Origin of the sequence: Streptosporangium sp. NPDC050284, from assembly GCF_044459525.1 — a bacterium.
Taxonomy (GTDB): domain Bacteria; phylum Actinomycetota; class Actinomycetes; order Streptosporangiales; family Streptosporangiaceae; genus Streptosporangium.
In genome coordinates this window covers 51,034-77,277 of record NZ_JBITIZ010000020.1, presented here as the reverse complement: position 1 = coordinate 77,277, position 26,244 = coordinate 51,034, and the positions used below count along the sequence as shown (strand labels likewise).

The following is a 26,244-nucleotide window of genomic DNA, read 5'->3' as shown; positions in this document are numbered from 1 at the left end:
CGGCCTGGGGGGGGGGGGCGGCGGCCCCGCGGGGGGGGGGGGGGGGCGCCCCCCGCCCCGCCCCCCCCCCCGCCTCGGGCCCGGTCCGTCTTTCCTCCCCGGGCGGACCGAAACCCGGCACCTCAGATGAGCGCCCCCTGAAGCGCGAACCGGATCGCCATCAGCAACTGCCAGGGTTCACCCGACTCCCAGAAGCGGACGACCTTGGCCACCCGATCCGTCGGCTCGAACTCACCGGTCCCCTCCGGGCCGAAACACCCCGCCTCCACGAGGACGGCCACGAACGGGTCCTCGTCCCTCAGTGATCGGGTGTAAACCGCCGCGTCGAGCAGGGACAGCGCCGAGCGCGCGTTGCGCCCCCCGTCCCTCACCTCGACCCGGTCCAGCTTTCGCCTGCCCTGGTCACGAAGATAGTCGGCCAGGGATTCGATCCTGCTCATTCACCCTCCCCACACATCCGGACTTCGGGTGACGACATCATGACCCAGCGTGAGCGACAGTGGTGGGATCTTGGTGAAGTCCTCACCCGGTGCGGCCCCGGCAACGCTCAGGAAACGGGCATGAAGCATCATTAGTCCGTTGATTGCGCCGACCGAGGGATGCGTACGTGAGTGCTTTTGACGACCTGCTGACCGCCAACGAGGAGTTCTCCGCCACGTTCACCGACACCGAGCTGACCGGTAGGGCCGCCCGCGGTCTCGCCGTGGTCACCTGCATGGACTCGCGGATCGATCCGCTGGGGCTCTTCGGCCTGAAGCCGGGGGACGCCAAGATCCTCCGCAACGCCGGGGCGAGGGTGACCGACGACGTCCTGCGCACGCTCATCCTGGCGGTCAACCTGCTGGGGGTGGAGCGGGTGCTGGTCATGCCGCACACCGACTGCGGCATGGCCAAGGTCACCGATGACGAGGTACACGCGATCACCGCCCGGCGCGGCGTCGACACCCGCAGCCTGGACTTCCACACCGTCCCAGACCAGGACGCGGCACTCCGCCATGATCTCGTACGGATCAGGACGACCCCGTTCCTGCCCGCGGGGATGCCGGTCGGCGGGGCCGTCTACGACGTGCGCACCGGCAAGCTGATGCCGGTCGACATCTGAGGGTCGGGATCAGGCCCTCCTGATCCGCCCTCCGGCGCGGGAAGCCGTCGCCGGCCCGGATCGACGCGTCGACATCAGGCGCCGGCGCGGGAACCGGCCGGGGCCTGATGTCGGTTTCGCGATTCCGCCCCGTCCGCCGGCGCTCGAAGACCCGGGGCACGATCGGCCTCCCGCCGACGCGTCCCGCCGACGGGGGAGCCGATCACCCGACCGGTGTGGATCCGGGCCCCCGCCCGGACATTCCCACCGGGAATCACCTCTCAGCGATGATCACGCGTCGATGTGGTCGCGGTCGATCTCGGCCGCGCTGCTCACGATGAACTCCCGGCGCGGGGCCACGTCGCTGCCCATCAGGAGCGCGAAGATGCGCTCGGCCTCCTCGATGTCCTCGATGCGGACCCGGCGCAGGGTGCGGTGGCGGGGCTCCATCGTCGTCTCGGCCAGCTGGTCGGCGTCCATCTCACCCAGGCCCTTGTAGCGCTGGACCGGGTCCTTCCAGCGCTTGCCCCGGCGCTCCAGGTCGCGCAGCACTCGGTGCAATTCGGCGTCGGAGTAGCAGTAGACGTACTTGCCGTGACCGCGCGTGGGGTTGATGACCTCGATGCGATGCAACGGCGGCACGGCGGCGAAGACGCGCCCGGCCTCGACCATCGGCTTCATGTAGCGGTGGAACAGCGTCAGCAGGAGGCAGCGGATGTGCGCCCCGTCGACGTCGGCGTCGGCCATCAGGATGACCTTGCCGTAGCGGGCGGCCTCGATGTCGAAGGATCGGCCGGAACCCGCGCCGATGACCTGGATGATCGCGGCGCACTCGGCGTTCTTGAGCATGTCGGCGACGGACGCCTTCTGCACGTTCAAGATCTTGCCCCGGATCGGCAGCAGCGCCTGGAACTCCGAGTTTCTGGCCGCGCGGGCGGTGCCCAGCGCCGAGTCGCCCTCGACGATGAACAGCTCGCTGCGGTCGACCTCGTCACTGCGGCAGTCGACCAGCTTGGCGGGGAGCGCCGAGTTCTCCAGGGCGGTCTTGCGGCGCTGGTTGTCGCGGTGCTCCCGAGCGGCGATGCGGGCCTTGGCCGCCGCGACGATCTTCTCCAGGACCGCGCGGAGCTGCGCCTTGGCGTTGCGCGGCGGGTTGGCGAGCAGCTCCTTGAGGTCTCGTGAGACGACGTGGGCGACGATCCTGGAGGCCGCCGAGGTGCCCAGGACCTCCTTGGTCTGCCCCTCGAACTGCGGCTCGGGCACCCGGACGGTCACCACGGCGGTGAGCCCTTCCATGATGTCCTCGCGGGTCACGGGGGCGTCGCCGTTCTTGAGCAGGCGGGTCTCGCGCAACTGCTCGTTCAGGGTGCGGACGAGGGCGCGCTCGAAGCCGTTGACGTGGGTGCCGCCCTTGGGGGTGGCGATCACGTTGACGAAGGAACGGACGGTGCTGTCGTAGCCCTTGCCCCAGCGCACCGCCACGTCGACGGTGAGCTCCCGCTGGACCTCGGTCGGGGTCATGTGCCCCAGGTCGTCGAGGACCGGGACGGTCTCGCGGAAGTGACCGGTGCCCTGCAGGCGCAGCACGTCGCAGACGGCCTCGTCACGGGCGAGGAACTCGGTGAACTCCGAGATGCCGCCGTCGAAGTGGAACTCCTCCTCGACGACCTCCTCTCCGCGGCTGTCGCGCACGGCCAGGGTCAGGCCGGGGACCAGGAACGCGGTCTGGCGGAGGCGGACGTGGATCTCGTCGAGGGAGACCTCGGCCTCGGGGAGGAAGATCTGGTGGTCGACCCAGAAGCGCACGCGGGTGCCGGTGACCTTCTTCGCCACGCTGCCGCCGTCGCGCAGCCCGGACTTCTTCTTGAACTTGGCCTTGGGGCCGTCGCCGTCGAAGACGCCCGGAACGCCCCTGCGGAAGCTGATCTCGTGGATCCGGCCCTCGCGGTCGACCTCCACGTCCAGCCGCGAGGACAGGGCGTTGACGACGGAGGCGCCGACGCCGTGCAGGCCGCCCGAGGCGCCGTAGGAGCCCCCGCCGAACTTCCCGCCCGCGTGGAGCTTGGTGTAGACGAGTTCCACGCCGGCCAGGCCGCTCTTGGGCTCGATGTCGACCGGGATGCCCCGGCCGTTGTCGCGGACCTCGATGGAGCCGTCGGGGTGAAGCTCGACCTCGATGCGGCTGCAGTAACCGGCCAGGGCCTCGTCGACCCCGTTGTCCACGATCTCCCAGAGGCAGTGCATGAGACCGCGGCTGTCGGTCGACCCGATATACATGCCTGGACGCTTACGGACGGCTTCGAGACCCTCCAGCACCGACAGGTGGCGGGCCGTATAGCCCGTCTCCGCGCTAACTGCGGTCACGCCCACTCCCACTCTGTCGAACACGTGTGCGCAGCTTACCGTTCTTCCCACCACGACGGGTACAAGCTTGCCATCCGGTGGGTTCGTGCGTTACATCCGGTGTGATCATGGTTACTTTCGGACGCTTTCCGCTCTGGGCGTAGCAGGGGGTCGGTTGGGAACGTTCGTATCGGGTTAGATGTTCTCTCAAGTGACTGACGCCAGATCCTCCACCTCAGGGGATGACCTGAAAGGCGATACGTGACTGGAACCCTCGCCCCCGCCAAGCAGCTCACAGCTGCTGACCGCTGTGACCGGTGCGGCGCCCAGGCTTACATCCGCGCAACCCTGCCCGTGGGCGGGGAGCTGCTGTTCTGCGCCCACCACGGGCGTCAGCATGTGGCCGTGCTGAGAGACAAGGGCGCCATCATCCAGGACGAGTCCGCTCGTCTCAGCGACACCCCGGCAACGGCAGGCAACGACGAACGATAACCAGACGAATGGAGCCATCATCGGACCCGATAGTGATATCGGCCCGCCACCGTGAAGCCCTGCCGCTCGTAGAGCGTCCTGGCAGCGGTGTTCGACTCCACGACGACTAAATATGCCCGCTGTGTGCCCTGCGCCCGCGCATGCGAGAGCAGGGCACGCAACACCTTCCGTCCATGGCCCCTGCGCCGCGCGTGCGGCATCACAGCCATGGAGTAGATCCCAAACCACTCCCCCTGGACCACGCCCCGCCCGACGGCCTCCCGGCCGAGCGAGGCGTATACGGCGGGCACGCCGGTGAGGATTCGCGCGACCGTCGGCAGACCGTCGCCACCGAACCTCCCGTCCACGCTCCACCAGGCGTCCAACCACGCCTGTGAGGGCGCCTCAGCGAGCTCGACCTCCTCTTCGGACCCTCCCTCGGGCCCGAGGCGCGCCGTCATCACCAACGTGGGGTCCACCACCCCGTAGCCGCGCGCCTCCAGCGACGCGTCCAGACCCGGCGTGGCCCCGCCTCCCACGGAGAAGACGCAGGGCAGCCCTCGGTCGGCATAGAACTTCTCGGCCCCCTCGATGGCGGCCTCCAGGTCCTCGGGCTCGCCCAGCGGCAGCACGGAGTTGGCCCGCTTGGTCACCCCGTTCGCGGCGCGCAGCGTCCAGCACCCGGCCTCCACCCGTTGGAGCGCCGGCCATGCCTGGTCGACCAGCCGGTCAAAGGCGTCATCGATCATGCTGAAGGATCCTAACTCCCCGATCGCCCCACTACGCTCGGCGACTGTGCTGATTCTGCTGCCTCCATCCGAGGGAAAGGCCGCGCGGGGCGACGGCCCCGCCCTCGACCTGTCCCGGTTGAGTTTTCCCGCCCTCGGCCCGCACAGGGAGCTCGTCCTGGAAGCGCTCATCGCGCTGTGCCGGGGACCGGCCGCGCGGGACGTGCTCGGCCTGTCGCCGGGACAGGCCGGTGAGGTCGGCGGAAACCTGCTTCTGCGGACCGCGCCGACTCTGGCCGCGGCCGACCTGTACACCGGCGTCCTCTACGACAACCTCGGCCTGGCCTCGCTCTCCCCTCAGGCGGCGACACGGGCCTCGGAGAGCCTGCTGATCTTCTCCGGCCTCTGGGGCCTGCTGCGGGTCGGCGACCGCGTGCCCCCCTACCGGCTGTCGATGGGGGTGCGGCTGCCGCCGCTCGGCGGCCTGAGCGCCTTCTGGCGCCGGCCGGTCACCCCCCTGCTCGACGCCGAACCCGGCCTCGTCGTGGACCTGCGCTCCAGCACGTACGCGGCCGCGTGGCGGCCCGGCGGCCGGGCGGTGGCGGTACGGGTGCTCAGGGACGGGAAGGTGGTCAGCCACATGGCCAAGGCCACCCGCGGCCTGATCGCCCGCTCCCTGCTGGAAAGCGGAGCCGATCCGGAGAGCCCCGAGGAGCTCGTCAAGGTTCTGGATCACCTCGGCCACTCCGTCGTCCTCCACGCCCCGCCCACGGGGAACCGTTCGTGGACACTCGACATCGTGACGTGACGCGCCGTGGGCTCCTCTCCCCGGGCCGTGACGGGGGCGTGGCGGGCGGGAGCCCCGCGCGGGAGGGGCCCCGGGTTCACGCCGCGACGAGGTGCAGCCGCCCGCAGGCCCGCTGAAACTGCTGGGCGGGATCTCCGAGGTAGGACCAGGGCAGTGTGCTCCCCCTGCCTTTCGTCCGCATCAGGTGCCCGCGCGCGGGCCGCCGAAGGTCTGCCAGATAGAAGGCGGCCCCGAACAGGTTGTGCGCCTCGATTGATCGGGGGTGGCTGTCGTTTCCCAGCCAGCGGCCCGAATGCGAGACGACCTCCCGCAGCGCCCCATCGGAGAACCAGCCGCCGCGCGACATCGGCGACCGCCCTGCGGCCACCTGCTCGAAGTGGGCCAGCGGCACCAGGGACGCCATCGGATCCCCATCGGGTGCCCGCGAGACGGCCTGCCTGGCGAACTCCAGCATCTCCTGGGCACTGCCGCCCCAGGCGGGGGACAACGTCATGAGCCGGGCCACGTGGGCCGGGAACAGCGTCGGATAACGCCGAACGGCCTCGTACCAGACCGCGTCCTTCTCCTGACGCGGCCGGTCGAGGCCGAGATAGAGCCACATGATCGATTCCCAGGGCACGGGATCGGACGGCGCGAGCGAGACCGCGGCGAAAAGCGGCATCCTGGCCGACTCCATCGCTCCCTGGAACGCCTGCGTGCGCTGCGCCTGCACGGCCCGCGCCTTGACATCCGGCTTGATCGTCCAGGCTTCCTCGATGCGGGTGCGCCCGAGCCAGAGCCAGAGGTCGGGGTTGGCCCGGTCACGGGCCGCCAACGCCTCTATGGCACGGCTGTGACCGACGGCCGCCTTGGCCAGCGCCTCGATCCTGAGCGCACGGCTCTCCGGATCGCCGCGGGCCGCGCCGATCGCGACCGTGCCGGCTTCGAAGATCTTCCGGCGCACCGCGGCGACCGCCTCGTCGAGCATCGCGTCCGCCCACGGACGATCGACGATCAACCGCAGTCCTCGTGCGCGAACTCTGTCGACTTCGGCCACACCCATGAGGCGGCAGCCTAGGAGGCTGTTTCACATGACGTGCTACCGATCTGTTACACCCTCGTTAACGACAGGAGGGGCCGCACCATATGGCGCGACCCCCCTGTCAGGAAGTCTCAGTCGAGGTAGTCGCGCAGGACCTGGGACCGGGACGGGTGGCGGAGCTTGGACATCGTCTTGGACTCGATCTGCCGGATGCGCTCGCGCGTCACCCCGTAGACCTTGCCGATCTCGTCCAGCGTCTTCGGCTGGCCGTCGGTCAGACCGAAGCGCATCGAGACCACGCCCGCCTCGCGCTCGGACAGCGTGTCCAGAACGGAGTGGAGCTGCTCCTGCAGAAGCGTGAAACTGACCGCGTCCGCCGGAACGATGGCCTCGGAGTCCTCGATGAGGTCACCGAACTCGCTGTCTCCCTCCTCACCCAGCGGGGTGTGCAGGGAGATCGGCTCTCGGCCGTACTTCTGGACCTCGACGACCTTCTCGGGGGTCATGTCGAGCTCGCGGGCCAGCTCCTCCGGGGTGGGCTCGCGCCCAAGGTCCTGGAGCATCTGCCGCTGGACACGGGCCAGCTTGTTGATCACTTCGACCATGTGGACCGGGATGCGGATGGTCCGCGCCTGGTCGGCCATGGCGCGGGTGATCGCCTGCCGGATCCACCACGTGGCGTAGGTGGAGAACTTGTAGCCCTTGGTGTAGTCGAACTTCTCGACCGCGCGGATCAGACCCAGGTTGCCCTCCTGGATCAGGTCCAGGAAGAGCATTCCGCGTCCCGTGTAGCGCTTGGCCAGCGAGACCACGAGGCGGAGGTTCGCCTCCAGCAGGTGGTTCTTGGCCCGGCGGCCGTCCTCGGCGATCCACTCCAGCTCGGCGCGGACGTCGACCGGGAGCTTCTCGCCATCGCTGCCGAGCTGCTCCTCGGCGAACAGACCGGCCTCGATGCGCTTGGCGAGCTCGACCTCCTGCTCGGCGTTGAGCAGGGGGACCTTACCGATCTGCTTGAGGTAGTCCTTGACCGGGTCGGCGGTGGCACCGGCGGCGGCGACCTGAGGCACCGGGGCGTCATCGTCGTCGTCGGTGAGGATGAGGACCTCGTCCTCGTTCACCTCGACGACCTCGACCTTGGGCTCCTCCTCGGTCTCGGTCTCGGCCTCGGCTTCCACCTCGACTTCCACCTCGACCTCGGCCACGGCCTCCAGGTCGAAGTCCTCGATCTCGACGTCCTCGAGGTCGATGACCTCGTCGTCGTCACCGGTGACCGGCTTCGGCGCGGACGCCGGGACCGCGGCTGCGGGACCGGCCTTCTTCGGCGGCGGGGCGGGAACCGGCTTCTTGGCGGCCGGGGCGACCTTCTTGGCCGGAGCCGTCTTGGCCGAAGCCGCCTTCACCGGGGCCGCCGGCTTCTTGGCCGCGGCCGCGGCGGGCTCGGAGCCGCTGACGACCGCGGTGACGGTCTCCGGCTGCTCCTTGGCCGCCGCCGCGGTCTTGGTCTTCTTGACGGCGGCGGGCGTGGCCGGGGCGGTGCGGCGTTTGGCGGGAGTGCGGGGCTTCTTGGGAGCCGCGGAGTCCTCGGCGGTCAGCCGTACTGTGATGCCCTCTTTGCTAAGGCTTCGCAGGATTCCAGCGACCTGCGCCATCGGAATGTCCGCTTCCTCGACGGCCTTGCGGACATCCTCGGACTCGAGGAACCCCTGCGAGCGCCCCCGCTCCATCAGCTGCTGAATGACGGGCTCGTTCAGCTCGGATGGCTTCGAGCGAGTCGAACTTGCAGGCGACACGAACACCTCTCGAAGGAAAGCGTGACGAGAATGGACCCAGATGCCCAACTAGGGGCAGTTTTGCCTCTAGTTGTGATTAGCGAGGCCGCGCTAACCGCGACGCACCTGTCCAGCATTGTGGCATGACACCGTGATCCATACGGCCGCCTCCTGGCGGTTGCCCTCCACCCTAGGCCGACCAAGAGAGTAGTGCGTACGGAAGCGAGGCACCGATACCCGAAAGCAACCGTTATGACTGTTTCATTCAGTCACTCTTCGTGGCGAGGGGAACGTGGATCGCGAGCACCGTGACGTCGTCATCCTGCTCATATCCGGACAGCATGCGATCGACAAGAAAATCTAGCAACATGTGCGGGCTTCCCACCACTTCGGCCGGCGCTTCGTTCACAACAGAACAAAGATCGGCAAGCCCGGCATCGAGGCCACGCTTGCGATTCTCCACAAGACCGTCCGAATACAGGACAGCGGTGTGGCCCGGCGGGACACAGAATCTGAACTGCCGGCGGCTCGTGGGCCAGCCCAGCGGGGTGCCCGGCTCACCGTCGCACAGCAGCGGCACGCCCTGCGGGGAGACCAGCAGCGGAGGCGGGTGACCGGCGAGCGCGAGCGTGCCCTCTCCGGTGCCCGGCTCGACGACCATGTAGGCGAGAGTCGTGACCTGCTCCTCCTCCTCGGTGGCCTCGAAGACCCTGTCGAGGCCGGTGAGCACCGCGGCGGGCGGCGGGTTGGTCAGTGCCAGGGCTCGCATGGCGTTGCGGATGCGCCCCATTCCCGCCGCGGCCTTGACGCCCTTGCCCATGACGTCGCCGACCACCGCCGCGACCCGGCCGTCCTGGAGGACGAACGCGTCGTACCAGTCGCCGCCGACCTGCACGTGGCGGCTTCCCGAGCGGAACCGCTGGGCGAGGACCAGGCCCCGGACCACCGGCAGGCGGTCGGGCAGCAGGCTGCGCTGGAGCGTCTCCGCCGTGCGGTGCTCTCGCTCGAACAGGGTGGCCCGCTCGACGGCGAGGGCGCACTGACCCGCGAGCGCCTCCAGGAAGACCCCGTCCTCCTGGGAGATCTTCTGCGGGCGGGTGAAGGAGAACCTCAGCGCACCGAGCGCCCGCCCCGCGGCCAGCAGCGGCAGGCCCACCCAGGCCCGCTCGTCGCTGTGGTCGATGAACCCGGTGACCTCCTCGCTGTCGCCACCCGCGTCGACCAGCTGGGCCCTCAGGCTCTCCGGCGACTCGGCGAAGACCGGCCGCCGGCTGTTGACCGCCATGGTCATCACGCTGGAGTGCGAAAGCGGGATCTCCTCGCCGGGCGCGCCGGGGACGTCGGGAATGCCGCCGCTGTTGACCAGCTTCAGCGCGGCCCGGTCGACATCGAGCAGCGCCACGGCCGAGCGGTCGGCCGCCAGGGCCGTACGACCCACGTCGATGATCACCTGGACCACCTGCTCGACGGTGAGCGCCTCGGCGAGTATCGCCGTGGCGCCCTGCAGGCGCGCGGTCCGCAGAGCCGCGGCGCCGAGCTGGTCGGTCAGGCGGCCGCGCATCTCCTCGGCCTCGCGCTGCGGGGTGACGTCGGTGTTGGCGCCCACCCATTCGACGACCCGATTGTGCCGGATGATCGGGACGGCGCGCACCTCGAAGTGCCGGTAACCGCTGGCCCGGGTGCGGACCCGGTAACTCCACTCGAACATGGTCCGGCCGCGCAGCGCCTCGCGCCACGCCTCCTCGGTGTGCGGGCGGTCGTCGGGGTGGACGGCCTCCAGCCAGCCGTGGGCGAGGTATTCATCGAGCCCCTGGCCGGTGATGGCCCGCCACTGCGGCGCGTCCTCCTCCACGACGCCGGTGGGCGCGGTGATCCACACGAGCTGGGACTGGGCCTCGACCAGCGAGCGGTAGCGCTCCTCGCTGCGCCTGAGGTCCTCCTCGACCTGCCTGCTGTCGGTGATGTCGACGCCGACCAGGCAGATCGCCTGGAGCGTGCCCTTGTCGTCGTGGACCGGGGAGAAGGTCAGGGACCAGTGATGGGTCTCGCCGTCGGCGGTGCGCACACGGATCCGCTGGTCGCCCTCGACCTCGGCGCCCGCCACGATGCCGCGGACCGAGCCCTCGATCAGGGCGGTCAGGTCGGCGGAGAGCAGATCGCCGGGGACGCGGCCGACCAGGCGCTCGGCGGGCAGGCCGACCACGTCGGCGAAGACCTCGTCGACGCGCTCGAAACGGCCGTCGGGGTCGAAGAACGCGAAGGCGAACGGCGACTGCGACAGCAGGCCCTGCAACAGGCCGGAGTCTGAGATGTCCACACCCGACTCCCGGGGACGGGGCACGGAGGTTTCGGCGCTCATGGTCGGCACCTCCGTCGCGTGCCAGGGTCTCCCACGAGGCACATCTCCAAACTTGCGAATTGGCATAGCGCGGCTCCGGGGGACCGGATCCTGGAGTACATCATCGGCGATGGGCAGGTGTGGACGGAAGCCCCGCCCAGGATGCGGTCAGCGCCCCCTGGGAACGCCGCCGCTCCGAGGACCGGAACCCTCGCGCCGATGCGAGGGGGCTCCCGCACGGGCGCCGACCGGCTGGCACCGCGTCTCCGAACGTTTGCGGCCAGGACCATAGCAGGATCGGGCCGGACCGTCCCGGCAACTGCCCACCTCATCTCCGTAGGGCTTGCAGGCGAGATCAGGCTACTGACTCGCCGTCAATTCGGCTCCCTGTTCGGGAACACTCACTTACTCGGCTGTTGCAGGATTCAGTCAAGACACGGTGTCAGCTTCCCATATCACGGCGCCAAGGGTTGACAGTCCCGAGATAAGTTGTGAAATGAAAACGCACGTCCTCGCCGACACATCCGGGGGATGCCCCGGGAAACTCCGGAGGAATGCGACTTCCATGCCCGTTCTTGCCACCCGCCTCGCCGGGCCTTCCGTGACGACCCTCGCCGCGCCCTCGGCGCCCTCGGCGCCCTCGGCGGCTCTCCACGAGCCGGTGACCTCTCACCTGGCCGCCGAGTTCCAGACGATCGCCCTCGACACCGTCGACAGGTGCGTGGCCGAGGTCCGCGCCTGCGCCGAGCATCTCGGCATCGAGCCGACGGCCGAGATCGTCGAGCGCGTCGCCCGCGAGCATCTGCTCGCCCTTGTCAACTCCGCGCCGCCATCTCGCGGTCCCCGGTAACATCGGGAGCACCCGGCCGTCTTCTACGCACCGTTTGGCCCGGGAATGCGAGAAGGTTGGGACGTGAGCGAGGGAAGCGAGCGGGCCAATCGACGCGGCGGCGGCGCCCATGATGGGCTGACGCGCCCGACGGGGGAGGCTGCTTGAGCCGGCGACATCGTCGAGACCTCAGGGAGAGCCAGTCCCCCGAGGCGGTCTTCTCCGAGATGTTGCTCGCCGCTCGCGAGCTACTGGCCGTACGCAGCCCGCTGGACGCCGAGCTCATGGTCTCCGACATGATCGGAGCCTGGTGGGGGCGCCGGCTGCGCCGAGGGGACGCCGAGCAGGTCCTCGGTGAGGGCCTGGTCGACTACGCGGCCAAGGCGGGCTCGCCCGCCGCGCTCACCCTGCTGATCGCGCTCGCCTACCTCGGCACGGCCCGCCAGGCCGCCAAGGCCGAGGGCGCCGCGCTGGCGCTCATGGAGCGCGACGTGGCCAGGCCGCGCTGGGCCGACCGGCTGGGCGTGGTCAAGACGACCGGCTGCTTCGTCTCCCGCGACGCGTACGGCGACCAGGACACCGTGGTGTGCACCTTCGGCTACCGGGGCGTCGACAGCGTCGAGGAGCGGCACGCGCTGGTGGTGATCGTCGACTACAACATGCGCGGCATCGCCCGTGACGCCTGGGTCTCCTCGCACGTCGACAAGCTGCTGGAACAGGCCAGGGCCGAGGCCGAGGGCAACCCGATGCTCAGGTTCGGGGAGATCGAACCTCAGCAGGCCAGGGCGCTGCTCGAATCGGCCATGAAGGCCACCGCCGAGTACGGCCAGCGCAGGACGACCGTGCCGGTCAGCGACAGCTACAGCGCCTACCACGCCTTCGCCAGGTCCCGGATCAAGGCGCTGCCACCCGGCAGGAAGCGGCCGGCCCCGCTGCACAGCGAGGCCCCCTACAGCCGTGACCGCCGGGCGATGCTGGCGGCCGAGTTCCTCTCCTCGGACGCGGCCGAGCACCTGTCCGACCCCTCGGCGGCCTCCCGGTGCGCCGACCACATCATCGACTACGGCTGCGACCAGGATTTCGGCCGCCCGCTCCGGGTGAGCCCGACCAAGTGCGAGACGTTCCTCCTCGACTGGCTGCCGCGCAAGGTGATGCTCAGCACCGCCGAGCAGGAGGCGGTGCCGCACGTGCTGGGCGCGTGGGCGCGGTTCGCCGCCGGCAGGACCGGACTACCCGACGAAGGGCTGCGGGCCACGCTCGACGCGATCTGGGAGGCGACGGGCAAGTTCGCGGAGTCCTACCGCGACCCGACGACCTTCGGGCTCGACCGCGACCTGCTCGACCGGCTGCTGCCGGACGGCGACCTGTCGGCGCTGGCCAGGCGGGTGTTCGCGTTCCCCTTCCTGCAGGGTACGCACGGTGAGATCAAGCTCAGCCTGCTCAACCCCGCCGATGACACCGACCGGCGGATCCTGCTGGGCATCGACCACGCGGGGGAGCTCGACCGGCGCGACTACGACGAGCACCTCGCCTGGCACGAGGAGATCGCCGCCAGGCTATGGGAGGGCGACCCTCCGCAGCTGTGGGAGGCGGCGCAGCGGCTGCTCGACCTGGGCCATGACCGGCACGACGTGCTGCACGTGCTGATCGAGATCGCCGAGCGCATCGGGGACGACCCCGAGGAGCTGGCCATCGCCCTCGATGACATCGCGGATATTCCCGACGAGCCTCCGGTGTAGGTGAGCCATGGTGATCGATCTCAACGCCGATCTGGGCGAGAGCTTCGGAATCTGGAGGCTGGGCGACGACGAAGCCCTCCTCGACGTCGTGACCAGCGCCAACATCGCCTGCGGGTTTCACGCGGGCGACCCGTTGAACATCCGGCGAACGTGCGCGGCGGCGGTCGACCGCGGGGTGACGATCGGCGCCCAGGTCTCCTACCGGGACCTGGCCGGGTTCGGCCGCCGCGAGATGGACGTCGATCCCGAGGAGCTCTGCGCCGAGGTGCTCTACCAGCTGGGAGCGGTGGACGGCATCGCGAGGGCGATGGGCGGCCGGGTCTCCTACGTCAAACCGCACGGCGCGCTGTACAACCGGATCTGCCGCGATCCCGAACAGGCCGGGGCCGTCGTGGCGGCGGTCGCCGACTACGACCGGGACCTGCCCCTGCTCACCCTGCCCGGCTCCGTGGTTCACGAGATCGCCGCCGGGGAGGGGGTCACCACCGTCGTCGAGGCCTTCGCCGACCGCGCGTACACCGGCACGGGAGCGCTGGTCTCCCGCCGCTCCCCCGGCGCGGTGCTGCACGACCCGGGCATGGTCGCGGACCGGGCCGTGCGGATGGCGACCGAGTGGGTGGTCGAGGCGGTGGACGGCTCGCGGGTGCCCGTCGAGGCGCGCTCGATCTGCGTGCACGGCGACACCCCCGGCGCCGTGCTGATGGCCCGTGCCGTGCGCGACGGTTTGGTGGAGGCGGGAGTGACGCTGAGGTCCTTCGCGTGAGCGTCCGGCGGGCCGGGGAGCACGCGCTGCTGGTGGAGACCGGCTCGCTGGAGATCTCCCATCGGCTGGACGCGCTGCTGCGGGCCGACCGGCCCCGCGGGGTGGTCGAGATCGTGCCCGGCCCCGTCACGGTCCTCGTCACCGCGCCGGGGGCCGATCCCGCGCGTCTGCGGGACGAACTCCTCCGCCTGCTCGCCGCGGCGTCCGCCGCGGACGCCGCGGTGGCCGTGGACCCGCAACAGGTGACCCTCCCCGTCGTGTACGACGGCGCCGACCTCCACGAGGTCGCCGCGCTGAGCGGCCTCTCCCCGCGGGAGGTGGTCGAGCGGCACACCGGGCGGGAGCTGGTGGTGGGCTGGCTGGGCTTCGCCCCCGGTTTCGCCTACCTCACGGGGCTGGACCCGGCTTTGCACGTCCCCCGGCTGGACACCCCGCGGACCTCGGTGCCCGCCGGGGCGGTGGCCGTCGCCGGCCCCTACTCGGCGGTCTATCCCTCGGCCTCACCCGGTGGCTGGCGGCTGCTCGGCCGCTCGGCGACCGCGGTGTGGGACGTGGCCGCCGACCCGCCCGCCCTGCTCACGCCGGGGACGCGGGTACGCTTCCTCGCGGTCGGCGAGCCATGATCGAGGTGGTCGCGCCCGGGCCGTACGCCACCGTGCAGGACCTTGGCCGGCCGGGGTACGCCCACCTCGGGGTGCCCCGCTCGGGTGCGGCCGACGAGCCGAGCCTGCGACTGGCCAACCGCCTGGTCGGCAACCCGCGGGACGCCGCGGGGATCGAGCTGACCTTCGGCGGGGCCCGGCTTCGCTTCACCACCGGGGCCTGGACCGCCGTCACCGGCGCCGCCTGCCCTCTGGACCTCCTGCGACCGTGCGAGACGGCCCCCGGCGGGACGGGCCCGATCTCTCCGGGCGGGGCGCAGGCGTCCACGAGCCGATCCTCTCCCGGTGGGACGCTCACGAGCGAGATCTCCGCCGGCGAAGCCTCTCCGGAAGGGGGGATCCGGCGAGTGACGGTGCCGCAGGCGATGTGCGCGCCCTTCTGGGTTCCCGCCGGGGGCGAACTGCGCCTGGGGACGCCCATGGCCGGTCTGCGCACCTACGTCGCCGTCCGGGGCGGTGTCGACGTTCCCATCACGATGGGGAGCCGGTCCGCCGACTCTCTGTCCGGGCTGGGGCCTCCCCCGCTGCGCGCCGGGACGGTCCTGCCCGTGGGGCCGACCGGAGACCTGCCGCCGATCACCGTGGACGCGGTGCCCTCGCCGGAGCTCGGGAGGGGCGTCCTGCGGGTTCTGCCGGGTCCTCGCGACGACTGGTTCGTCCCCGGAGCCCTCGCCACCCTGTGCGCGGGGCCGTACGAGGTCAGCCAGGACACCAACCGGGTGGGCGTGCGAATGCGCGGCGCCCACCTGGAAAGGGCCAGGAGCGGGGAACTGCCGAGTGAGGGCATGGTGGCGGGGGCCGTCCAGGTGCCGCCCAGCGGCCAGCCGATCGTGTTCCTCGCCGACCACCCGCCGACCGGCGGCTACCCGGTCATCGCCGTCCTGAACTCGGCGAGCCTCGCCTGGGCCGCCCAGCTCCGCCCCGGCGACCGGGTACGGTTCCGCCGCGACTGACCCGCTCACGGCGGTCCGGCCGTCACCGGGCCGCGGCGAGCGTACGTGTCACCGGAGCGTAGGCGATCGGGCCTCGTGCGGGGCCCCGTGTGACCGGACCGGGGCGACCGATTATCGTCATCGCGACGATTGAGGAGACCGCATGTCGCTCGCCGAGATACTGGCCCCCCTCCTGCGGCCGGCGTTCACCGTCGCGGGGACCCCGACCAGCTGGGCGGAACTTCTGGGATTCGCCACCGGCGTCCTCACGGTCTGGCTGGTGGTCCGCCGGAACGTCTGGAACTGGCCGATCGGGATCGCCAACGTGACCCTGCTCGGAGCGGTCTTCCTGACCGTCGGGCTCTACGCGGACGCGGCGCTGCAGATCGTCTACGTCGCGCTGGGTCTGTACGGGTGGTGGCAATGGCTGTACGGCGGGGCAGGGCGGACCCCGCTGGCGATCCGTCGCACAGGACACGCCGAGTGGGCCGCGCTGGCGGGTTTCGGGGTCGTGGCCACCGCCGGTCTCTCCTTCGCCCTCGCTACCTGGACCGACTCGACCGTGCCGGTCTGGGACGCCCTGACGACCGCCCTGTCCCTGACGGCGACCTACGGGCAGAGCCGGAAGCTGGTCGAGTCGTGGTGGTTGTGGATCGCGGCCGACGTGGTCTACATACCCCTCTACGCCTACAAGGGCCTCCATCTGACAGCCGTCCTGTACGTGGTCTTCCTGGCGCTGTGCGTCGCCGGTCTGCGGGCCTGGAGCGCGGAGCTCGCGTCCCGCTCCGTCCCGGCCACGCCGGGGGCGGGCGTCCCGGGCGGGAGGGCGCGCCGATGAGCGGCGGGACCTTCGCCCACGGGCTGGTGATCGGCAAGTTCTATCCGCCGCACGCGGGCCACCACCACCTGATCGACACCGCCGCCTCGCGATGCGCCCGGGTGAGCGTCGTGATCGCCGCGTCGACCGTGGAGAGCATCCCGCCGGCGCTGCGCGCCGCCTGGTTGCGCGAGGCGCACCCGCAGGCCCACGTGACGATCGCCCCCGTGGTCGACGACGTCGGGATCGACTACGACGACCCGGAGATCTGGTCGGCGCACGTCGAGGTGTTCCGGCACGGCCTCTCCCAGGCGTACGGCCACGTACCGGAGATCGACGCAGTGTTCTCCTCCGAGGCGTACGGACCCGAGTTGGCCCGCCGGTTCGGCGCCGTCCATGTCGGCGTCGACCCGGGCCGGGAACGGTTCCCGGTCAGCGGGAGGATGGTGAGAGACGACCCGGTGTCGTGCTGGGACCGTCTCTCACCCGCCGTACGCGGCCATCTGGCCCGACGCGTGGTGGTCGTCGGCGCGGAGTCCAGCGGCACGACCACACTGGCCAGATCCCTGGCCGCCCACTACGCGGCTCGCGGCGGACCGTGGGCGGCGACGCGCTGGGTGCCCGAGTACGGCAGGACGTACTGCGAGGAGAAACTCGCCCTGGCCCGGCGGCACGCCAAGCTCGGCGGGCTGCCCGAACCGTGGCTGGACGACCTGGGGTGGGAGTCGGCGGAGTTCGGCGTGATCGCCGAGCGCCAGCTCGCGTGGGAGAACGCCGCTGCCAGGACGGGATCGCCGCTGCTGGTGTGCGACACCGACGCCTTCACCACCTCCCTGTGGCACGAGCGCTATCTCGGCGAGCCCTCCGAGGAGGTCACCGCTGTGCATCGCCGTGCCCGGCACGACCTGTGGATCCACACCTCGGTGCGGGATGTGCCCTTCGAGCAGGACGGCTGGCGCGACGGGGAGGCGATCCGGCACCGGATGGACGCCCGCCTGCGCGAGAGGCTGGTCGCGGACGGGCTGCCCCACCTGGTCGTCACCGGGCCACCCGAGGTCAGGCTGGCACGGGCCGTACGGGCGGTGGACGCCCTGCTGGAGCAGGGCTGGGAGTTCGCGGAACCGCTGTAGGGCTCACCCCGGGGCGGCCAGACGATGAGCCCGACCTCGTCGGGAGGCGTTCGTCCGCATCCCCCTTGTCAGGGGAGGAGAGCGGAGACCCGTTCATCTCGGCGGCGGGCAACGAGCGTCAACGGAGGAAGCCGATGTCCTGATATTTCAGGTCATAGAAGCCTCGGGCGCCGAAGTTGGTGAGATCGCTCTTGACCGCGACGATCTGCGGTCGCTGGTAGAGCGTCACCACGTTGACCGCCTGCCAGATGAGCTTGTCCGCGGCGTTGGTGTCGGCGATGGCCCTCGCGTCGTCGAGGTCGGCGGTCGCCTTGTTCATGGCGGCGTCGATCCGCCGGGACCCGATGCGGCCGAGGTTGGCGTTCCACTGCCTGGTGCCGTCGGGGAGCCTGACGGCGTCGGCGTACTGGCCGTAGGAGCTGGAGACGGGAAAGGGCGTGCCCACGTACGCGAACGCGGTGATGTCGTAATTGCCAGGAATTATGTATCTGGTGAAGTAGTCGTCCGTCGGTACCGACTGGAGGGTGACCCCTACCCCGATGCGGCCGAGCATGTCCTGGACGAGCTCGGCCTCGGATTTGGTGAGCTGCAGGCCCGACGGCAGGACGAAACGCAGGTTCAGCTCCCTTCCCGCCTTCATGCGGGTCCGGCCCTCCAGTTTCCAGCCCGCGGCGTCCAGCTCCCTCCCCGCCCTGCCCGGGTCGTACGTGCCGATCTCACCGGCGTTGTCCTGGTACCCCTCCTGGGTGTTCATGAAGAAGTGGTTGTTGAGCAGCACGATCGGCCAGTCGAGGCCCTGGAGGTCCGACTGGGCGATGACCTGACGGTCGATGCCCATCGCGACGGCCCTGCGGACCTTCGGGTCGGACAGCAGGGCGCTCTCGCCGTTCATCGTGATGTGCCGGAAGTCGGGGCCTGCCGCCTGCCGCACGATCGCGTCCGGGGTGCTCCTGGCCCGCGCGTAGTCGGGCGCGGACGGGCCGACGTCGAAGGTGTCGAGTTCGCCGTTGCTGAAGGCCCCGACCAGCGCGTCGCTCTCCAGGGATCGGTAGATGATCCGGTCAAGCTTGGCCCGATCACCCCACCAGCGCTCGTCTCGCGCGATCGTGACGGTCTTGGCGGTCGGGTCGAACGCGACGAATTCGAACGGGCCCGCGGTCACCGGGACGCGGTTCAGCCATGCGGTGTTGAACGCCTCGGGGGTGGCGTTCGTACTCCGGGGGTACAGCGGCGCGAACAGCGACTGCCAGTCGCCGAAGGGTTTGGCGAAGGTCACCACGACCTGGTGGTCGTCCCTGCCTCTGTCGACCTTCTCGATGTTCCGGTAACCGGTGGTGCTCGCCACCCGGTAGTCGGCGTCGCGGCCGTTCAGCGCCTGCCACTGGGCGCGGTAGTCCTCCCAGGTGATCGGGGTGCCGTCGGACCACCTGGCGCGCGGGTTGAGGGTCAGTGTGACGACCTGCTCCGGCTCGTGCGCGGTGACCCTGCCCTCGGACAGGTAGTCGGTGTTCGGGGAGATCTTCCCCTTGGCGTCGGAGCGGAAGGGGGAGGGCATGAGGGCGTCCATGACCCTCTTGACCGTCGCCAGGTTGCCGTCGATGTGGTTGAGGTTCCAGTTGGACGGATACTCGTTGATCCCCCACCGGAGCACGCCCCCGTCCGCGACCCGCTCGCGAGGCACCGGGTTGACGTCGTAGGCCTTGATCGCGGAGACCGGCCCGCCCGGCCTCCCCCCTCCTCCGCATCCGGCGAGACCCGGTGCGACGGCCAGGGTCACGGCCAGCGCGGCGGCGAGCGCGCCCACGCGCCGGATTGGTATCACGGTGTTCCTCCCGGTGCATACGGCGGGGTCATCCGGCGTCGGCCCTCTCGGCGAAGTGGCATGAGACGCCGTGGTCGTCCCCGACCTGCCGTATCAAGGGCTCCTCGTCCACGCAGCGTCGCCGGGCGCTCTCGCCGAGGGTCTTGAACAGGGGGCAGCGGGTCCGGAAACGGCACCCGGAGGGAGGGTCGGCGGGACTCGGCAGGTCCCCCTCCAGCAGGACGCGTTCCCTGGAGCGTTCCAGCACCGGGTCGGGAAGCGGGACCGCCGACAGCAGGGCCCGCGTGTAGGGGTGCAGCGGGGTGTCGTAGACACCGCCGACCCGGCCGATCTCGGCGATCTTCCCCAGATACATGACCGCGACCCGGTCGGCGATGTGCCGGACCACGGCCAGATCGTGCGCGACGATGAGGTACGACAGGCCCAGGCGATTCCTCAGCTCCTCCAGCAGGTTGAGCACCCCCGCCTGGATGGACACGTCGAGCGCCGAGACCGGCTCGTCCAGCACGACCAGCCGGGGCTGCGGGGCGAGGGCACGTGCGATGCCGATGCGCTGACGCTGGCCCCCGGAGAAGTCCTGCGGGTAGCGGGCGGCGTGGCCGGGTTCCAGGCCGACGAGGTCGAGCAACTCGCCGATCCTCGGCCCCGGGTCCCGTTCGCCGTGCGCGCGCAGCGGCTCGGCGAGAATGTCGTAGACGGTCATCCTCGGATCCAGCGAGGCGAGCGGATCCTGGAAGACGACCTGCATGTCGCGCCGCACGGCCATCCGGTCGCGGGCGCTCATTCCCGTGGTGTCGTGGCCCAGCACCGTGATCCTGCCGCGCTGTGGTGCGGCCAGTTCGAGGATCTCCATCAGGGTGGTCGTCTTACCGCAGCCCGACTCGCCGACCAGGCCGAGCGTCTCGCCCTCGCGGACGTCGAAGTCGACGCCGTCCACCGCGCGGACCGTGCCGACCCTCCGCCGCAGGAGCGTCCCGGTGACCAGGGGGTAGTGCTTGACCAGGTCCTCGACCCGCAGGACCACGGCGCGCTCCTCGCGCGGGCGCGGCGGCTCCTCGACACCGGGAGCGGCGAGGCCGGTGGAGCTCACGGGGCGCCGGACGGGACCGGCGGCGGCACGTGTGGCGGCGCCCGTGGCCGGTCCGCGCACGCCGTAGACCTGGTCCGGCGACCATCCCGCCGCCTCGATCTCGCCGGAGCGCACGCACGCCGCGAGGTGGCCCGGCGAGTCCACGGGCTCCGGCTCCGGCTCGGTCTTCGCGCACACCGGGACGGCGATCGGACAGCGCGGCTCGAAGGGGCAGCCCGGCGGCAGCGCCGCCGGTGACGGCGGGCTGCCCTTGATGGGCACCAGCGGGCGTCCCCGGCCGCGATCGAGACGCGGGACCGAGCCGAGCAGGCCCATGGTGTACGGCATGCGGCTGCGGTAGTAGACCTCGTCCACCGAGCCGACCTCGACGGAGCGCCCGGCGTACATGACGAGGACCCGGTCGGCGAACCCCGCCACCACCCCCAGATCGTGGGTGATGAGGACGATCGCCGCGCCGGTCTCGCGCTGCGCCGTCTTCAGCACCTCCAGCACCTGCGCCTGGATGGTCACGTCGAGCGCGGTGGTCGGCTCGTCGCAGAGGATCACGTCGGGGCCGTTCGCGATCGCCATCGCGATCACCGCGCGCTGGCGCATGCCACCGGAGAACTCGTGCGGGAACGCCCTGGCCCGCTGCGCGGCGTTGGGGATGCCGACCAGGTCGAGCAGCTCGACCGCGCGCCTGGCCGCCTGGGCGGCGCCCACCCGCTGGTGGACGCGGATCGCCTCGGCGACCTGGTCACCGACCCGGTACACGGGGGTGAGCGCGGAGAGCGGATCCTGGAAGACCATCGAGACGGTCTTGCCGCGGAACGCGGTGAGCGTCCTCTCCGGGGCGCCCAGGATCTCCTGCCCGAGCAGCCGGACCGAGCCGGTGACGCGGGCGTGCGCCGGGAGCAGGCCCATCACGGCGAGCGAGGTGACCGACTTGCCGGAGCCGGACTCCCCCACGACACCGAGCACCTCTCCTGGACGGACCGCGTAACCCATGCCCCTGACCGCGCGGACCGCCCCCGGCCCCGAGCCGAAGGTGACGTCGAGGTCACGCACCTCGAGCACGGGGGCGATCGGGTCGGGCACCGGCTTGCGCTCGCCGGTCCTGGACGTCGTGCCCGGGAATCGCTCGCCCGTCACCGGTCACCCGCCCTGTGGGACGTGGGGTCGAAGGCGTCGCGCAGGGAGTCGCCGACCAGGTTCACCGCGAGCACGGTGACGATCAGCAGACCCGCGCAGAACCAGAACGTCCAGGGGGCGTACAGGGCCGTCCGCGCGCCGTCGGCGATGAGGCTGCCCAGCGAGACGTCGGGCGGCTGGATGCCGAAACCGAAGTAGGACAGGGACGTCTCGGTGAGGATCGCGGCGCTGACGTTGAGCGTGGCGTCGACGACCAGCAGCGAGGACATGTTGGGGATCACGTGCCGGAAGATGATCCTCGTCGAGGGCACGCCCATGAACCTGGCCGCGTGGATGAACTCCCGCTCCCTGAGGGAGATGGTCATGCTCCGGACGATCTTCGAGGTGACCATCCAGAGGAAGAGCGCCAGCACCAGCACGAACACCGGCCACTGCCTCCCGGCGAAGAGCGGGGACATGATCGCCAGGACGAGGAAGGCCGGGAGCACGAGCAGCAGGTCGGTCAGCCAGGTCAGCGCCCGGTCGGTCCAGCCTCCGAAGTATCCGGCGAAGGCGCCCACCACGGCCGCGAGCGCGGTGCCGACCACCGCGGCGAGCAGGCCCACGATCAGGGACCTGCGCAGGCCGCGCAGCGTGACCGCGTACACGTCGGCGCCGGTCTGCAGGGTCCCCCACCAGTGATCGGTGGAGGGAGGCGCGAGGAAGGCCGTGTAGTCCTTCGAAACGTACGTCCAGCGGGTGAGGTACGGCCCGGCGAAGGCGAGCAGGAAGATCAGCACGAGCAGAGCTAGGCCGACCCTGCCCCGTCCCGAGCGCAGGAGGCGGCCCGCGACCACTCGCAGCCGCGAGGGTGCCTTGATCCTGTCGACGGACGACTGCTGCTCGGCGAGTTCCTCGTCGGCGATGGCCATCTCGGGCTCACCCCACCCGGACGCGCGGGTCGAGGACGGCGTGGAGCATGTCGGAGGCGAGCGCGGCCAGCAACACGGCCAGTGCGGCGAAGCAGCTGATCGCCGCGACGGTGTTGACGTCGTTGGTGGAGATCGAGTCGACCAGTTGCTCCCCCAGGCCGTGCCAGCCGAAGATCTTCTCGGTGAAGGTGGTGCCGACCAGCAGCGCCCCGAAGGTGAAGGCGAAGTAGGTGACCGCCGGGATGAGCGCGGTGCGCAGCGCGTGCCGGGTCAGCGCGGCCCTGCGGCTCAGCCCCTTGGCCATGGCCGTACGGATGAAGTCGGCGCCGAGCACGTCGAGCATCATGTTGCGCTGGTAACGGCTGTAGACGGCGACGAGTCCGAGCGAGAGCGACAGCGTGGGCAGGACCAGGTGCCGGATCCTGTCGAACACGGCGGCGGCGAGCCCTCCCTGGAGGCCGGGGGTCGCCTCTCCGCTGACGAGGACGATCTGGGTGCCGGCCGCCTCGTTGAGCCGGATGGCGGCGATGATCAGCATGTTGGCCAGCACCACCGTGGGGATCGCGAGCACGACGAAGGACAGGACGGTCGCCGATCGGTCGAAGAGGCCGTACTGCCTGACCGCTGCGTAGGCTCCGATGAGCACACCGGCGACGCTGCCGAGGACGAGTCCGATCGTGATCAGGCGCAGGGTGACGCCGACGCGGCGCCCGAGGTCGTCGTTGACCGACCCTCCCCCCACCGTCTTGCCGAAGTCTCCGCGCACGACACCTCCCGCCCAGGTCAGGTAGCGCTCGAACAGCGGGGTGCGGTCGTTCAGGTTGAGGTCGGTGAGGTGCGCGTCGACGACGGCCGACGGGAGCGGGGGGTTGCGGCCCTCGTAGTTGGATCGCGGGTTGAGCGCGGAGGCGGCGAGCATGTAGGCCAGGCTGGTGGCCACGACGATCAGCACCAGATAGTTGAGCAGCCTGCGGGTAAGGAATCCCGCCATCTTTCCTCCTCCGGAGCCCCGCCGCTGTCGGTGACCATCTTGCTACACTCGGCGACCGACGGGCTGCACAGCGTACCGAATCGGAGGGATCTCGATGGGAGATGGCGGGGCCGAGGTCACTTCCCCGCGAGCTCGTCGACGGCCGCGCGCAGGTCGGCACCGGTGATGGTGGTCAGGTCGGCGGCGCTCGCGGTGGCTCCGCCGAGGGCGGCGAGGCGGACGTCCCTGCGCATCGCGGCGCGCTCGAAGAGCGAGCGCGCGAACCTGCCGTTGCCGAGTCCGTCGATCAGGCCCTCGTCGCAGACCCAGGTGAAGACCTCGGCCAGGTCGCGGCGGGCGTCGTCGTCGAACCGGTCTCCCGACTCGTCGGCGAGCAGCACCGCGATCTCGGTGAGCTCCCCCGGCGAGTACGAGGGAAACTGCACCCGCTGGTTGAACCTGCTGCCCAGGCCCGGGTTGGAGGCCAGGAAGACGTTCATCTCCCGCTCGTATCCGGCCAGGATGATCACCAGCCGGTCGCGGTCGTCCTCGGCTCGCTTGAGCAGTGTCTGCACGGCCTCGGTGCCGAAGGCGTCGCCCCCGCTGTAGCCGGAGTTGACCAGACTGTACGCCTCGTCGACGAACAGCACCCCGCCGAGCGCCCGGTCGACCAGCTCGTTCGTCTTGATCGCGGTGGCGCCGAGGTGCTGGCCGACCAGGTCGGCCCGCTGCGCCTCCACCACGTCGGGCTGGGTGAGCAGGCCGAGCGCGGCGAAGATGCGGCCCAGGATGCGGGCCACGCTGGTCTTACCGGTTCCCGGCGGTCCGGCGAAGACGAAGTGCCGCATCTGCGGCGGGGTCGGCAGCCCTCGCTCCTCGCGCATCTTGGCCACCCTGAGCTGCGCGGCGATCGCGTGCACCTGCCGCTTGACCGGTTCCAGCCCCGCCATGCGGTCGAGGTCGGCGAGCGCCTCCTCAAGGGAGGGGGCCGCCTGGTAACCCCGGTAGCGGGCGGTGAGCTCGTCGAAGGCCTTGACGACGTCGGCCTCGATCGTGGTGACCAGGTCCTCGGTGGTGGGCGCGCCGCCCGCTCCCACCACGCGCACGTCCCTGGCCTGTGCGACGGCCTCCACGAGGCTGCGGACGAACCGGGCGTTGCCCAGGTCGTCGACGATCGCGCGCCGGTGGATGTCCTCGAAGCGGGCGAGCAGGGCGGACGCGGCCTCGGGCGCCATCCGGTCGCCCCTGCGCCGCTGCAGCAGCTCGGTGATGCGGAGCAGCTCGTCGGGGGCGTAGCTGGGAAAGCGGACCCTGCTGGAGAACCGGCTGGACAGGCCGGGGTTGGACGACAGGAAGGTGCCCATCTCCTTCTCGTATCCGGCCAGGATGACGATCAGCCGGTCGCGGTCGTCCTCGGCCCGCTTGAGCAGCGTCTGCACGGCCTCCGTGCCGAACCTGTCGGGCTGGCCGTCACCGGAGTTGATCAGGCTGTACGCCTCGTCGACGAACAGCACCCCGCCGAGCGCCCGGTCGACCAGCTCGTTCGTCTTGATCGCGGTGGCGCCGAGAAACTCCCCCACCAGGTCGGCCCGCTGGGCCTCCACCACGTAGGGGGTCTCCAGCAGGCCGAAGGAGTAGAAGATCTTCGCGACGGTCCTGGCCACGCTGGTCTTGCCGGTGCCCGGAGGGCCGACGAACACGAAGTGCCGCATCGGCGGCTCGGTGGAGTATCCGGCCTCCCTGCGCAGCCTGGCCGCCTCGATCGAGGCGGCGATCGAGCGGACCTGCTCCTTCACCGGGGCCAGGCCGATCATGGCGTCCAGCTCGCCGAGCGCCTCCTCCACCGAGATGGGCGGAGGATCGTCGCGCTCGCCGGCTCCCTGGGCGGGGGCGGGGTGGCCGCCCTCGCGGACCCGGAGCCCGGCTGGGCGCCGCTCCCCCGCCTCCAGCGCGGCCCGCACCCGGCGGGCCTGCAGGAACCGGTGGACCAGCACCCCGGCCGCCACGGCGTACGCGGCCCAGATGGCGACGGCGGGCACGAACCCCGTGATGACCACGCCGAGCAGGAGGGCCGTCAGCCCTGCGGGCACCAGTGCCATGACCGTGGTCACCCACGGTGGGACCCAGCGGATGAGGTGGGCGGCCCCTGCGACCAGGAGGCCGAGGAGCATCAGCGCCGAGGGGATCGGCGAGTGCAGGCCGAAGAGGACGGCCCGGAAGATCAGGACTCCTCCCAGCCAGCCGAGCACCACGAGCAGGGTCGCGGCGGCGCGGGGGAAGTTCAGGGTCAGTGCCGCGAAGCCGAGCAGCACCAGCGTGGAGAAGAACGTGTTGAGGACCGACCAGCCGAGTCCGAACGCCAGCGCGACCGCTCCGACCAGCACCGCGACGTAGATCAGCCTGCGCAGGGGCGGCGAGAGCCGAAAGTAGCCCAGCCGAACCTGCTCGAACAGATCCCGTGCCGCCGCGCGCCCCGCCGGACGGGCCCTGCTGGATTCCCGCATCACGCCTCCCCGGTCCGCCCCTGGTTATACCGCAACAAGGGGGCGTTTGCGCGTGCCTGAGGGTCGCGCCACGCCGTCGTGTGGGCAGGATCAGATATCCGGATGAGAGTGGATGAAACCAACGTTCGAGGTAGCAAGCTCTTTCCGCACCGTCCCTCCGGCCACGCCCCTCCCTGTGCCGCCCCCGCGCCCCGCGCGCGGCGACCCTCGCCCGCGTTCCCCCGAGGCGGTACGGCCCGGTCCCGGCCGCCCCCGCCGCTCGCCCGCCTGGGGAAGCGCGCCGGGGACGGGCAGGGAAATGTCACCGCCCGGCAAGACGGTCCACGGCTCCCCGCCCTGCGGGTCGCGCGGCCCTTGAACGCCCCGGTTCCGGCATGGACGCCGC

Annotated in this window: 21 protein-coding genes; 10 read left to right on the top strand and 11 right to left on the bottom strand. The window is 70.8% G+C overall.

The window, feature by feature from the left end; all coding sequences use genetic code 11:
* Nucleotides 1-122: 122 nt before the first annotated feature.
* Nucleotides 123-440 (bottom strand): hypothetical protein, encoded by a 318-nt coding sequence (locus ACIBH4_RS34080; protein ID WP_362518875.1) that lies wholly within the window; start codon nucleotides 438-440, stop codon nucleotides 123-125.
* 167 nt (nucleotides 441-607) lie between these two features.
* Here ACIBH4_RS34080 and ACIBH4_RS34075 point away from each other — a divergent pair, with 167 nt between their 5' ends.
* Nucleotides 608-1,102, top strand: coding sequence for a carbonic anhydrase (locus ACIBH4_RS34075; protein ID WP_362518870.1), 495 nt, complete (start codon nucleotides 608-610; stop codon nucleotides 1,100-1,102).
* 270 nt (nucleotides 1,103-1,372) lie between these two features.
* Here ACIBH4_RS34075 and ACIBH4_RS34070 read toward each other — a convergent pair whose 3' ends face one another.
* On the bottom strand, nucleotides 1,373-3,445 hold the full coding sequence (locus ACIBH4_RS34070) for a DNA topoisomerase IV subunit B (RefSeq protein WP_362518867.1): 2,073 nt from the start codon (nucleotides 3,443-3,445) through the stop codon (nucleotides 1,373-1,375).
* A 240-nt stretch (nucleotides 3,446-3,685) separates the two neighbouring features.
* Here ACIBH4_RS34070 and ACIBH4_RS34065 point away from each other — a divergent pair, with 240 nt between their 5' ends.
* Nucleotides 3,686-3,916: a hypothetical protein gene (locus tag ACIBH4_RS34065; RefSeq protein WP_350945954.1), complete on the top strand. Its 231-nt coding sequence runs from the start codon at nucleotides 3,686-3,688 to the stop codon at nucleotides 3,914-3,916.
* Nucleotides 3,917-3,933: 17 nt separating this feature from the next.
* On the opposite strand, the gene ACIBH4_RS34060 is transcribed toward ACIBH4_RS34065, so the two are convergent.
* Nucleotides 3,934-4,644, bottom strand: coding sequence for a GNAT family N-acetyltransferase (locus ACIBH4_RS34060; RefSeq protein ID WP_362518859.1), 711 nt, complete (start codon nucleotides 4,642-4,644; stop codon nucleotides 3,934-3,936).
* A 46-nt stretch (nucleotides 4,645-4,690) separates the two neighbouring features.
* Between ACIBH4_RS34060 and ACIBH4_RS34055 the strand changes: the two genes are divergently transcribed.
* Nucleotides 4,691-5,431, top strand: coding sequence for a peroxide stress protein YaaA (locus tag ACIBH4_RS34055; RefSeq protein ID WP_362518854.1), 741 nt, complete (start codon nucleotides 4,691-4,693; stop codon nucleotides 5,429-5,431).
* 76 nt (nucleotides 5,432-5,507) lie between these two features.
* Here the strand turns inward: ACIBH4_RS34055 and ACIBH4_RS34050 are convergent, their stop codons facing one another.
* The 3 genes from ACIBH4_RS34050 to ACIBH4_RS34040 all read right to left on the bottom strand — a co-directional run bounded on the left by ACIBH4_RS34050 (nucleotide 5,508) and on the right by ACIBH4_RS34040 (nucleotide 10,580).
* Nucleotides 5,508-6,428 carry a hypothetical protein gene (locus ACIBH4_RS34050; RefSeq protein WP_362518851.1) on the bottom strand — a complete coding sequence of 307 codons (921 nt, stop codon included), beginning with the start codon at nucleotides 6,426-6,428 and terminating at the stop codon, nucleotides 5,508-5,510.
* Nucleotides 6,429-6,583: 155 nt separating this feature from the next.
* Nucleotides 6,584-8,242 (bottom strand): RNA polymerase sigma factor, encoded by a 1,659-nt coding sequence (locus ACIBH4_RS34045; RefSeq protein WP_362518848.1) that lies wholly within the window; start codon nucleotides 8,240-8,242, stop codon nucleotides 6,584-6,586.
* A gap of 244 nt (nucleotides 8,243-8,486) precedes the next feature.
* Nucleotides 8,487-10,580, bottom strand: coding sequence for a SpoIIE family protein phosphatase (locus tag ACIBH4_RS34040; protein WP_362518845.1), 2,094 nt, complete (start codon nucleotides 10,578-10,580; stop codon nucleotides 8,487-8,489).
* A gap of 544 nt (nucleotides 10,581-11,124) precedes the next feature.
* Between ACIBH4_RS34040 and ACIBH4_RS34035 the strand changes: the two genes are divergently transcribed.
* The 7 genes from ACIBH4_RS34035 (at nucleotide 11,125) to ACIBH4_RS34005 (ending at nucleotide 17,431) form a co-directional block, all read left to right on the top strand.
* Nucleotides 11,125-11,409: a hypothetical protein gene (locus ACIBH4_RS34035; RefSeq protein ID WP_362768995.1), complete on the top strand. Its 285-nt coding sequence runs from the start codon at nucleotides 11,125-11,127 to the stop codon at nucleotides 11,407-11,409.
* A 206-nt stretch (nucleotides 11,410-11,615) separates the two neighbouring features.
* Complete coding sequence (locus ACIBH4_RS34030; RefSeq protein WP_362518902.1) at nucleotides 11,616-13,127, top strand: hypothetical protein; 1,512 nt, start codon at nucleotides 11,616-11,618, stop codon at nucleotides 13,125-13,127.
* A gap of 7 nt (nucleotides 13,128-13,134) precedes the next feature.
* A complete protein-coding gene (locus ACIBH4_RS34025; protein WP_362518839.1) occupies nucleotides 13,135-13,890 on the top strand; it encodes a 5-oxoprolinase subunit PxpA in 756 nt (251 codons plus the stop codon).
* On the top strand, nucleotides 13,887-14,513 hold the full coding sequence (locus ACIBH4_RS34020) for an allophanate hydrolase subunit 1 (RefSeq protein ID WP_362518836.1): 627 nt from the start codon (nucleotides 13,887-13,889) through the stop codon (nucleotides 14,511-14,513). The genes ACIBH4_RS34025 and ACIBH4_RS34020 overlap by 4 nt, the downstream gene beginning before the upstream one ends.
* Entirely contained in the window at nucleotides 14,510-15,505 is a 996-nt protein-coding gene (locus ACIBH4_RS34015; RefSeq protein WP_362518832.1) for a biotin-dependent carboxyltransferase family protein, read from the top strand. Before ACIBH4_RS34020 ends, ACIBH4_RS34015 begins: the two co-directional genes overlap by 4 nt.
* A gap of 142 nt (nucleotides 15,506-15,647) precedes the next feature.
* Complete coding sequence (pnuC, locus tag ACIBH4_RS34010; protein WP_362518829.1) at nucleotides 15,648-16,322, top strand: nicotinamide riboside transporter PnuC; 675 nt, start codon at nucleotides 15,648-15,650, stop codon at nucleotides 16,320-16,322.
* Nucleotides 16,319-17,431, top strand: a complete 1,113-nt coding sequence (locus ACIBH4_RS34005) for an AAA family ATPase (RefSeq protein ID WP_362518826.1) — start codon at nucleotides 16,319-16,321, stop codon at nucleotides 17,429-17,431. The genes pnuC and ACIBH4_RS34005 overlap by 4 nt, the downstream gene beginning before the upstream one ends.
* A 118-nt stretch (nucleotides 17,432-17,549) precedes the next feature.
* On the opposite strand, the gene ACIBH4_RS34000 is transcribed toward ACIBH4_RS34005, so the two are convergent.
* The 5 genes from ACIBH4_RS34000 to ACIBH4_RS33980 all read right to left on the bottom strand — a co-directional run bounded on the left by ACIBH4_RS34000 (nucleotide 17,550) and on the right by ACIBH4_RS33980 (nucleotide 25,859).
* Complete coding sequence (locus tag ACIBH4_RS34000) at nucleotides 17,550-19,253, bottom strand: ABC transporter family substrate-binding protein (protein WP_362518823.1); 1,704 nt, start codon at nucleotides 19,251-19,253, stop codon at nucleotides 17,550-17,552.
* 28 nt (nucleotides 19,254-19,281) lie between these two features.
* Nucleotides 19,282-21,474, bottom strand: coding sequence for a dipeptide ABC transporter ATP-binding protein (locus tag ACIBH4_RS33995; protein ID WP_399173505.1), 2,193 nt, complete (start codon nucleotides 21,472-21,474; stop codon nucleotides 19,282-19,284).
* Nucleotides 21,471-22,385: an ABC transporter permease gene (locus ACIBH4_RS33990; protein WP_362768992.1), complete on the bottom strand. Its 915-nt coding sequence runs from the start codon at nucleotides 22,383-22,385 to the stop codon at nucleotides 21,471-21,473. Before ACIBH4_RS33990 ends, ACIBH4_RS33995 begins: the two co-directional genes overlap by 4 nt.
* A gap of 7 nt (nucleotides 22,386-22,392) precedes the next feature.
* Complete coding sequence (locus ACIBH4_RS33985; RefSeq protein WP_362518818.1) at nucleotides 22,393-23,376, bottom strand: ABC transporter permease; 984 nt, start codon at nucleotides 23,374-23,376, stop codon at nucleotides 22,393-22,395.
* Between the two features lie 116 nt (nucleotides 23,377-23,492).
* Complete coding sequence (locus tag ACIBH4_RS33980) at nucleotides 23,493-25,859, bottom strand: AAA family ATPase (protein ID WP_362518815.1); 2,367 nt, start codon at nucleotides 25,857-25,859, stop codon at nucleotides 23,493-23,495.
* Nucleotides 25,860-26,244 lie beyond the last annotated feature (385 nt).